The 9,648-nt window shown below is 65.2% G+C and carries 4 protein-coding genes and 2 rRNA genes (1 of these 6 running past the window's edge); 5 read left to right on the top strand and 1 reads right to left on the bottom strand.

Translation table 11 applies throughout. The annotated features are described in order from the left end of the window. The first annotated feature begins 239 nt into the window (after positions 1-239). Together ahcY and MW084_RS10595 are read left to right on the top strand one after the other, a co-directional pair. Positions 240-1,697: an adenosylhomocysteinase gene (ahcY, locus tag MW084_RS10600; protein WP_010472770.1), complete on the top strand. Its 1,458-nt coding sequence runs from the start codon at positions 240-242 to the stop codon at positions 1,695-1,697. A 141-nt stretch (positions 1,698-1,838) separates the two neighbouring features. Further along, the gene (locus tag MW084_RS10595) at positions 1,839-2,453 is read left to right on the top strand and encodes a hypothetical protein (protein WP_010472771.1); all 615 of its coding nucleotides are present in this window, start codon (positions 1,839-1,841) and stop codon (positions 2,451-2,453) included. A gap of 19 nt (positions 2,454-2,472) precedes the next feature. On the opposite strand, the gene MW084_RS10590 is transcribed toward MW084_RS10595, so the two are convergent. Beyond that, positions 2,473-3,456 carry an RDD family protein gene (locus tag MW084_RS10590; RefSeq protein WP_010472774.1) on the bottom strand — a complete coding sequence of 328 codons (984 nt, stop codon included), beginning with the start codon at positions 3,454-3,456 and terminating at the stop codon, positions 2,473-2,475. A gap of 118 nt (positions 3,457-3,574) precedes the next feature. On the opposite strand from MW084_RS10590, the gene MW084_RS10585 reads away from it, so the two are divergent. The 3 genes from MW084_RS10585 to MW084_RS10575 all read left to right on the top strand — a co-directional run. Continuing rightward, positions 3,575-4,582, top strand: a complete 1,008-nt coding sequence (locus MW084_RS10585) for a stage II sporulation protein M (protein ID WP_010472776.1) — start codon at positions 3,575-3,577, stop codon at positions 4,580-4,582. Between the two features lie 582 nt (positions 4,583-5,164). Beyond that, positions 5,165-6,692, top strand: a 16S ribosomal RNA gene (locus MW084_RS10580). A gap of 297 nt (positions 6,693-6,989) precedes the next feature. Next, a 23S ribosomal RNA gene (locus MW084_RS10575) occupies positions 6,990-9,648 on the top strand; it runs 454 nt beyond the window's last position. The 16S and 23S rRNA genes sit together here, the layout of an rRNA operon.

Raw genomic sequence — 9,648 nt, 5'->3', positions numbered from 1 at the left:
CGNNCTCCNGCCCGACGCCCGACGCCCGCCCCGAGGGGACGTGAAGCCCCTCGCCCGGTCGGTGTAGATTCGAATACCGAGTCAGGCGTCGCTGCTGATGGCGGTCGGGCGGTCCCGAAGGACCGGCCGAGGGAGAGAGGGCCTCCGACGACTGCACCGCGCGTGCCCGGGCACCCTTGTGTCCGCCGGCGCGGAGCCAGCCGTACCCACCTCGCCCCGACACCGAGGAGCAGCCCGAAATGACGACCGTCGACAACCGGCAGGACTTCAAGGTCGCCGACCTCTCCCTGGCCGAGTTCGGCCGCAAGGAGATCACCCTCGCCGAGCACGAGATGCCCGGCCTGATGGCGATCCGCGAGGAGTACGCCGACGCCCAGCCCCTGGCCGGAGCCCGCATCACCGGCTCCCTGCACATGACCGTGCAGACCGCCGTCCTCATCGAGACCCTCGTCGCCCTCGGCGCCCGGGTCCGCTGGGCCTCCTGCAACATCTTCTCCACCCAGGACCACGCCGCCGCCGCCATCGCCGTCGGCCCCGGCGGCACCCCCGACGACCCGCGGGGCGTCCCCGTCTTCGCCTGGAAGGGCGAGACGCTGGAGGAGTACTGGTGGTGCACCGAGCAGGCCCTCACCTGGCCGGACAGCCCCACCGGCGGCCCCAACATGATCCTCGACGACGGTGGTGACGCCACCCTCCTCGTCCACAAGGGCGTCGAGTTCGAGAAGGCCGGCCAGGTCCCGGACCCGTCCACCGCGGACAGCGAGGAGTACGGCCACATCCTCCGCCTCCTGGGCCGCACCCTGGGTGAGAACCCCCAGAAGTGGACCCGCCTCGCCTCCGAGATCCGCGGCGTCACCGAGGAGACCACGACCGGCGTCCACCGCCTGTACGAAATGCACCGCGACGGCACGCTGCTCTTCCCGGCGATCAACGTCAACGACGCGGTGACCAAGTCGAAGTTCGACAACAAGTACGGCTGCCGCCACTCGCTGGTCGACGGGATCAACCGCGCCACCGACGTCCTGATCGGCGGCAAGGTCGCCGTCGTCTGCGGCTACGGCGACGTCGGCAAGGGCTGCGCCGAGTCCCTGCGCGGCCAGGGCGCCCGCGTCATCGTCACCGAGATCGACCCGATCTGCGCCCTCCAGGCCGCGATGGACGGCTACCAGGTCACCACCCTCGACGAGGTCGTCGAGACCGCCGACATCTTCATCACCACCACCGGCAACAAGGACATCATCATGGCCTCCGACATGGCCAGGATGAAGCACCAGGCCATCGTCGGGAACATCGGCCACTTCGACAACGAGATCGACATGGCCGGCCTCGCGAAGATCCCCGGCATCGTCAAGGACGAGGTCAAACCGCAGGTCCACACCTGGACCTTCCCCGACGGCAAGAAGATCATCGTCCTGTCCGAGGGCCGCCTGCTGAACCTGGGCAACGCCACCGGACACCCCTCCTTCGTGATGTCCAACTCGTTCGCGGACCAGACCCTGGCCCAGATCGAGCTCTACACCAAGCCGGAGCAGTACCCCACCGACGTGTACGTCCTGCCCAAGCACCTCGACGAGAAGGTCGCCCGCCTCCACCTGGAAGCGCTCGGCGTCAAGCTCACCACGCTCCGCCCGGAGCAGGCCGAGTACATCGGCGTCAAGGTCGAAGGCCCCTACAAGCCGGACCACTACCGCTACTGACCGCCCCCGCGACCGCCGAACGGCCGCCACCGGCGACAGGTACCCAGGCAGGCCCCCGCACCCCCGTGCCGGGGGCCTGCCCCGTACCCGGCCGGCCACCGCTCAGCGGCGCCGGGGCCCCGACCGCAACCCCGAGGACCCATGCCCCGAGGCCGCTATTCGCTCCACGATCCGCACGACCACACCCCCCTGGGCGAAGAGCACTTCCACTGCGCGCCCGGCCCCTCCGGCTGGCGCTACGTCTCGCAACTCACCACCCCCTCCGGCGACCACGCCGGCTCCGTCGACCTCGCCCTCGACGACCTCGGCCGCCCCATCCGGCTCGAACTCCACGCAGGCGGCTGGCAGGTCCGCGCTGCCGCCCTCGACGGCGTCACCTGGGTCCGCACCGACCCGGCCGGTTCGCACGCCACGGAAGGAAACGTGCGCGCCCACGCCTTCACCGGCAACTCTCCCGCCTTCCTCGTGGCCCTCACCCGGCTCCTCCGCCTCACCCCCGGCTCCGGATCGACCCGCGTCCGCCTCGTCGCCTTCACCAACCCGGTCCTCGCCCCCCTCACCGTCGACCAGTCCTGGGCCCTGGTGGACAGTGAAGCGCACACCACTGACAACGGCCCCCTGACCGTGGACGAGTACCGGGTCACCGCCCTCGACACGGGCGAGCGGCACACCGTCCACATCGCCGGCGACGTGGTCCTCGCGGCCCCGGGCGTCGAGCTCGAGGACCTCCGGGACCCGCCCTCCGTCTTCCCCTGAGACCCCGCGGCCCCCTCCGTCAGGCGGGCGGCGCGAACCCGGTGGCGGCCCCCCGGCCGAGGCCCTCGTCCGCCTCCGCCGCGGCCCGCGTCCCGTGCGCTCCGGCCCCGGACGCGACCACCCCGGCGGAACCGCTCCCTCCGGCCGCCTCACCCACACCGATCGACCCGGCCACCCCGACCGTCCCGGCCCGATCAGTGGGAACAGAAGCCCCATCAACCCCTCCGAAGCCACCCACCCCACCGGCCCCGGTGCTCAAAGGTCCCGCCCGACGCGCATCCCGCGCCTGCCGCTCGTGCACGACCGCGGCCAGGAACACCGCTGCGGGCACCCCGGGAGGCACCGCCGCCCCCGTACACACCGCCAACTCACCCGCCAGACGCTCCGCCAGCGCCCGCCCCGCCTCCGGGTCCAGCTCCCGCATCCGGGTCAGGCACTGCCGGATCCCCAGCCACAACCCGTCCGGCACCGCGGACAGGTCCACCTGCGCGAACCGCCCCACCAGCCACGGCGGCGGCAAAGGCACCGGCGCCGTACGCCCCACCGGCACCCGCTCCCGCACCACCAGGGTCCCCGCGAACACATCGCCGACCCGCCGCCCCCGCGCCGACACCAGCGAGGCGACACACGCGATCACCCCGAAGGACATCAGGATCTCCACGACCCCGACCAGCCCCCGCACCAGCGCGTGCCGGAACCGGATCGGCCCCCCGTCGTCCCGCACCACCCGCAGTCCGCACGCCATCTTCCCCAGGGACCGCCCGTGGCTCAGCGTCTCCACCGCGACCGGCCCGCCCACCAGCACCAACAGGAACGACGCGATCGACACCGCCATCACCGCCGCCTCGTCGAGCGCCGCCGTCGCGAAGGCGAGCCCGAGGAGCACCAGCAGGTACACCGTCCACACGACCACGAGGTCGATCAACAGCGCCAGCGCCCGGCTCGGCAACCGGGCCGGCCGAAGCCCCAGGACGACCGCGTCCCCCGTCACGACCTCACTCACGCCGCCCGCCCTTCCTCACCTCGCCCGACCGCTCCCCCCGCCAGTCTGCCAAGCTGACCGGCAGCGCGCCGCAGTAGTACGAACCGTACGCACCCGTGCACTGGAGCATCAGCCGATCATGGACCTCGACGTCTACGTCAACGCCCACCGCGCCGAGTGGGACCGCCTGGACCACCTCCTGAACCGCGGCCGCCGGCTGACCGGCGCCGAGGCGGACGAACTCGTCGCGCTGTACCAGCGCACCGCGACCCACCTCTCCGTCATCCAGAGCACCACGCCCGACCCGGCGCTCACGGCCCGGCTCACCCGGCTCGTCGCCCGCGCCCGCGCCGCCGTCACCGGCACCCGCCGCGCCTCCTGGCGCGATGTCGCCCGCTTCCTCACCGCCGCGTTCCCCGCCGCGGTCTACCGCGCACGCCACTGGTGGATCCCCACCGCGCTCCTCTCCACCCTCCTGGCCGCGGTCATCGGCTGGTGGATCGGCACGCACCCCGAGGTGCAGGCCGCGATCGCCGCCCCCGAGGAACTGCGCCGCATGACCCGCCCCGGCGGCGAGTACGAGACGTACTACTCCAGCCACCCGGCCGCCTCCTTCGCGGCCCAGGTCTGGACGAACAACGCGCAGGCCGCCGCCATGTGCCTGGTGCTCGGCGCCTTCCTCTGCGTGCCGGTGCTGTGGATCCTCTTCCTCAACATGCTCAACATCGGCATCGGTCTCGGCCTCATGTCCTCCGCGGGACGCCTCGACACCTTCCTCGGCCTGATCCTGCCGCACGGCCTGCTGGAGCTGACGGCCGTCTTCGTCGCCGCGGGCACGGGCCTCCGCCTCGGTTGGACCGTCATCGACCCCGGCCCGCACTCACGCCGCACGGCTCTCGCCCGGCAGGGCCGCGCCGCTATCGGCATGGCCGTCGGCCTGGCCCTCGTCCTCTTCGTCTCCGGCGTCATCGAGGGTTTCGTGACCCCCTCCGGCCTCCCCACCTGGGCCCGCATCACCATCGGTGTCGTGGCCGAGGCCGCCTTCCTCGCGTACGTGTACGTGCTGGGCGGCCGGGCGGCCCGGGCAGGCGAGGCGGGCGACGTGGCGTCCGCCGACCGCAGCGCGGAGCTTCCCACCGCCGCCTGATGTGCGTCCGCCCCCGACAGCCTGCTAGTCTCCTCTTCGCCCGCCAGACCTGTTGACACAGGTCGAGCGGGGAGGTAGATTTGAACGGTTGCCGGGGCTGGACAAGCTCAAGTGCAACGGTTAATATCTCTCTCGCTCCGTAGCGAACCGGACAGGTTACGGTCGGAGCCAATTGATTCCTGATTCGGATTGCGAAGCCGATTTCATTCGGTGGAGGCAGGTCTGATAAAGTCGAATCAAGCCGAAAGGCGGAGGCCTTCCAATCGGCCGCTGGAATCGGAATCCGGACCGGGAACGGGACGGAAAACGGATCTGGTAAGGTTGGAAACACCGAAGGGAAAGCGCCCGGAGGAAAGCCTGCCGGAAGTTCTGGTGGGTGAGTACGAAGGAAGCGTTCGTTCCTTGAGAACTCAACAGCGTGCCAAAAATCAACGCCAGATATGTTGATAACCCCGTCTCTGCAGGGATCTGCGGGGATGTGGTTCCTTTGAAGAACACAGCGAGGATGCTGAGGACCGGGGGGATCATTCCTTTCCCCGGTTCCGCTCGACGCGAGTGGTTCGCCCCGATCACGGGGAGACATTCACGGAGAGTTTGATCCTGGCTCAGGACGAACGCTGGCGGCGTGCTTAACACATGCAAGTCGAACGATGAACCCGCTTCGGTGGGGGATTAGTGGCGAACGGGTGAGTAACACGTGGGCAATCTGCCCTGCACTCTGGGACAAGCCCTGGAAACGGGGTCTAATACCGGATACGACCGCTTCGGGCATCCGATGGCGGTGGAAAGCTCCGGCGGTGCAGGATGGGCCCGCGGCCTATCAGCTTGTTGGTGAGGTAACGGCTCACCAAGGCGACGACGGGTAGCCGGCCTGAGAGGGCGACCGGCCACACTGGGACTGAGACACGGCCCAGACTCCTACGGGAGGCAGCAGTGGGGAATATTGCACAATGGGCGCAAGCCTGATGCAGCGACGCCGCGTGAGGGATGACGGCCTTCGGGTTGTAAACCTCTTTCAGCAGGGAAGAAGCGCAAGTGACGGTACCTGCAGAAGAAGCGCCGGCTAACTACGTGCCAGCAGCCGCGGTAATACGTAGGGCGCAAGCGTTGTCCGGAATTATTGGGCGTAAAGAGCTCGTAGGCGGCTTGTCGCGTCGGATGTGAAAGCCCGGGGCTTAACCCGGGTCTGCATTCGATACGGGCAGGCTAGAGTGTGGTAGGGGAGATCGGAATTCCTGGTGTAGCGGTGAAATGCGCAGATATCAGGAGGAACACCGGTGGCGAAGGCGGATCTCTGGGCCATTACTGACGCTGAGGAGCGAAAGCGTGGGGAGCGAACAGGATTAGATACCCTGGTAGTCCACGCCGTAAACGTTGGGAACTAGGTGTTGGCGACATTCCACGTCGTCGGTGCCGCAGCTAACGCATTAAGTTCCCCGCCTGGGGAGTACGGCCGCAAGGCTAAAACTCAAAGGANTTGACGGGGGCCCGCACAAGCAGNGGAGNNTNTGNTNTNNTTNGNNGNAANGCGAAGAACCTTACCAAGGCTTGACATATACCGGAAACGGCCAGAGATGGTCGCCCCCTTGTGGTCGGTATACAGGTGGTGCATGGCTGTCGTCAGCTCGTGTCGTGAGATGTTGGGTTAAGTCCCGCAACGAGCGCAACCCTTGTTCTGTGTTGCCAGCATGCCCTTCGGGGTGATGGGGACTCACAGGAGACTGCCGGGGTCAACTCGGAGGAAGGTGGGGACGACGTCAAGTCATCATGCCCCTTATGTCTTGGGCTGCACACGTGCTACAATGGCCGGTACAAAGAGCTGCGAAGCCGTGAGGCGGAGCGAATCTCAAAAAGCCGGTCTCAGTTCGGATTGGGGTCTGCAACTCGACCCCATGAAGTCGGAGTTGCTAGTAATCGCAGATCAGCATTGCTGCGGTGAATACGTTCCCGGGCCTTGTACACACCGCCCGTCACGTCACGAAAGTCGGTAACACCCGAAGCCGGTGGCCCAACCCCTTGTGGGAGGGAGCTGTCGAAGGTGGGACTGGCGATTGGGACGAAGTCGTAACAAGGTAGCCGTACCGGAAGGTGCGGCTGGATCACCTCCTTTCTAAGGAGCACATAGCCGACTGCGAGCGAATGACTCGCACGGTTGCTCATGGGTGGAACGTTGATTATTCGGCGCACTCGGGTTCTTTCGGACCGCTAGTACTGCTCCTGTCAAAGGGGGCGTGGAACGCGGGAGGGAAGGGTCTGGGTGTGTCGGGCGCGCTGTTGGGTGTCTGAGGGTGCGAGCGTGTGCTCGTGGCCTTCGGTACGCCGGCCCCAGTGAACTCGTCGCGGTTGTGGCGGGGTGGTGGGTGGCTGGTCGTTGCTTGAGAACTGCACAGTGGACGCGAGCATCTGTGGCCAAGTTTTTAAGGGCGCACGGTGGATGCCTTGGCACCAGGAACCGATGAAGGACGTGGGAGGCCGCGATAGTCCCCGGGGAGCCGTCAACCAGGCTGTGATCCGGGGGTTTCCGAATGGGGAAACCCGGCAGTCGTCATGGGCTGTCACCCATGCCTGAACACATAGGGCATGTGGAGGGAACGAGGGGAAGTGAAACATCTCAGTACCCTCAGGAAGAGAAAACAACCGTGATTCCGGGAGTAGTGGCGAGCGAAACCGGATGAGGCCAAACCGTATGCGTGTGAGACCCGGCAGGGGTTGCGCATGCGGGGTTGTGGGATCTCTCTTCTGTCGTCTGCCGGCGACAGGACGAGTCAGAAACCGTATGGGTAGGCGAAGGACATGCGAAAGGTCCGGCGTAGAGGGTAAGACCCCCGTAGTCGAAACTCATGCGGCTCGTTGGAGAGACACCCAAGTAGCACGGGGCCCGAGAAATCCCGTGTGAATCTGGCGGGACCACCCGCTAAGCCTAAATATTCCCTGGTGACCGATAGCGGATAGTACCGTGAGGGAATGGTGAAAAGTACCGCGGGAGCGGAGTGAAATAGTACCTGAAACCGTGTGCCTACAAGCCGTGGGAGCGTCGGGGCCTTCGGGCCCTCGTGACTGCGTGCCTTTTGAAGAATGAGCCTGCGAGTTTGCGGTGTGTTGCGAGGTTAACCCGTGTGGGGAAGCCGTAGCGAAAGCGAGTCCGAATAGGGCGGTGTAGTAGCGCGCTCAAGACCCGAAGCGGAGTGATCTAGCCATGGGCAGGTTGAAGCGGAGGTAAGACTTCGTGGAGGACCGAACCCACCAGGGTTGAAAACCTGGGGGATGACCTGTGGTTAGGGGTGAAAGGCCAATCAAACTCCGTGATAGCTGGTTCTCCCCGAAATGCATTTAGGTGCAGCGTCGTGTGTTTCTTGCCGGAGGTAGAGCACTGGATAGGCGATGGGCCCTACCGGGTTACTGACCTTAGCCAAACTCCGAATGCCGGTAAGTGAGAGCGCGGCAGTGAGACTGTGGGGGATAAGCTCCATGGTCGAGAGGGAAACAGCCCAGAGCATCGACTAAGGCCCCTAAGCGTACGCTAAGTGGGAAAGGATGTGGAGTCGCAGAGACAACCAGGAGGTTGGCTTAGAAGCAGCCACCCTTGAAAGAGTGCGTAATAGCTCACTGGTCAAGTGATTCCGCGCCGACAATGTAGCGGGGCTCAAGCGTACCGCCGAAGTCGTGTCATTGCAGCATGAGGGCCAACGCCCGCTGTGATGGGTAGGGGAGCGTCGTGTGCCGGGTGAAGCAGCCGTGGAAGCGAGTTGTGGACGGTTCACGAGTGAGAATGCAGGCATGAGTAGCGATACACACGTGGGAAACGTGTGCGCCGATTGACTAAGGGTTCCTGGGTCAAGCTGATCTGCCCAGGGTAAGTCGGGACCTAAGGCGAGGCCGACAGGCGTAGTCGATGGACAACCGGTTGATATTCCGGTACCCGCTTTGAAGCGCCAGCGCTGAACCCAGCGATGCTAAGCCCGTGAAGCCGTTCCGGACCCTTCGGGGGAAGGAAAGTGGTGGAGCCGGTGGCCCAGACTGGTAGTAGGTGAGCGATGGGGTGACGCAGGAAGGTAGTCCAGCCCGGGCGGTGGTTGTCCCGGGGTAAGGGTGTAGGCCGTGTGGTAGGCAAATCCGTCACACATTGAAGGCTGAGACCTGATGCCGAGCCGATTGTGGCGAAGTGGATGATCCTATGCTGTCGAGAAAAGCCTCTAGCGAGTTTCATGGCGGCCCGTACCCTAAACCGACTCAGGTGGTCAGGTAGAGAATACCGAGGCGTTCGGGTGAACTATGGTTAAGGAACTCGGCAAAATGCCCCCGTAACTTCGGGAGAAGGGGGGCCACGTCTGGTGACGAGTCTTGCACTCCGAGCTGGGGGTGGCCGCAGAGACCAGCGAGAAGCGACTGTTTACTAAAAACACAGGTCCGTGCGAAGCCGTAAGGCGAGGTATACGGACTGACGCCTGCCCGGTGCTGGAACGTTAAGGGGACCGGTTAGCCTGGATTCGTCCGGGCGAAGCTGAGAACTTAAGCGCCAGTAAACGGCGGTGGTAACTATAACCATCCTAAGGTAGCGAAATTCCTTGTCGGGTAAGTTCCGACCTGCACGAATGGCGTAACGACTTCTCGACTGTCTCAACCATAGGCCCGGTGAAATTGCACTACGAGTAAAGATGCTCGTTTCGCGCAGCAGGACGGAAAGACCCCGGGACCTTTACTACAGTTTGATATTGGTGTTCGGTTCGGCTTGTGTAGGATAGGTGGGAGACTGTGAAGCCGTGACGCCAGTCATGGTGGAGTCGCCGTTGAAATACCACTCTGGTCGTGCTGGATGTCTAACCTGGGTCCGTGATCCGGATCAGGGACAGTGTCTGATGGGTAGTTTAACTGGGGCGGTTGCCTCCTAAAGGGTAACGGAGGCGCCCAAAGGTGACGTTTCCGGGTTGGCAATCAGGTGTTGAGTGTAAGTGCACAAGGGAGCTTGACTGTGAGACCGACGGGTCGAGCAGGGACGAAAGTCGGGACTAGTGATCCGGCGGTGGCTTGTGGAAGCGCCGTCGCTCAACGGATAAAAGGTACCCCGG

The organism is Streptomyces sudanensis (assembly GCF_023614315.1).
Lineage (GTDB): Bacteria > Actinomycetota > Actinomycetes > Streptomycetales > Streptomycetaceae > Streptomyces > Streptomyces sudanensis.
The sequence above is the reverse complement of the archived record's forward strand: the minus strand, read 5'-3'. Positions and strand labels throughout refer to the sequence as shown.